Here is a 576-nt window from a genome sequence, read left to right as displayed (position 1 = left end):
TCCTTGGTGGCTTGGCGCTGCGAGTCGTTGAAGTAGGCCGGGACCGTGATGACCGCGTCGGTCACCTTCTCGCCGAGATACGATTCGGCGGCCTCTTTCAGCTTGGTGAGCACCATCGCCGATATCTCTTGCGGCGAGTAGGACTTGCCGCCCGCTTTCACCTGGATCAAGTCGTCGGTTTTGTCGACGCTGTAGGGGACGAGTTTGAGCTCTTCAGCGACCTCGTCGCCGCGCCGGCCCATGAACCGCTTGATCGAGAAAATCGTGTTCTCAGGATTGGTGACCGCTTGTCGCTTGGCCGCCTGGCCGACGAGTCGCTCGTCGTTCTTCGCGAAAGCGACGACGGACGGCGTGGTGCGCGCGCCTTCTTGGTTGGCAATCACTTCAGGCTTGCCTGCCTGCATCACGGCTACGACCGAGTTGGTCGTGCCGAGGTCAATTCCGATGATCTTACCCATCTGCTTCAGATCCTCCTTGCTGCGCTCGGGTGAGCGTCCCTCCCGCTTCGTCTTTAGTGTACATCAAGTAGCAAACCTTAGTCGCCTATTGTCAACATATGGATGCAAGGAAGTTGAA

General features: G+C 58.3%; 1 protein-coding gene. It reads right to left on the bottom strand.

Annotation, left to right across the window (positions count from 1 at the left end):
- Positions 1-458: Hsp70 family protein (locus AAFX79_13780; protein MEO1009626.1), on the bottom strand; the 458-nt coding region annotated here is incomplete at its 3' end.
- Positions 459-576: the final 118 nt, after the last annotated feature.

This window comes from Planctomycetota bacterium, from assembly GCA_039819165.1.
In the GTDB taxonomy this organism is placed as follows: domain Bacteria; phylum Planctomycetota; class Phycisphaerae; order Phycisphaerales; family UBA1924; genus JAHCJI01.
Note: the sequence above shows the minus strand (reverse complement) of the source record. Positions and strands in the feature narration are given on the sequence as shown.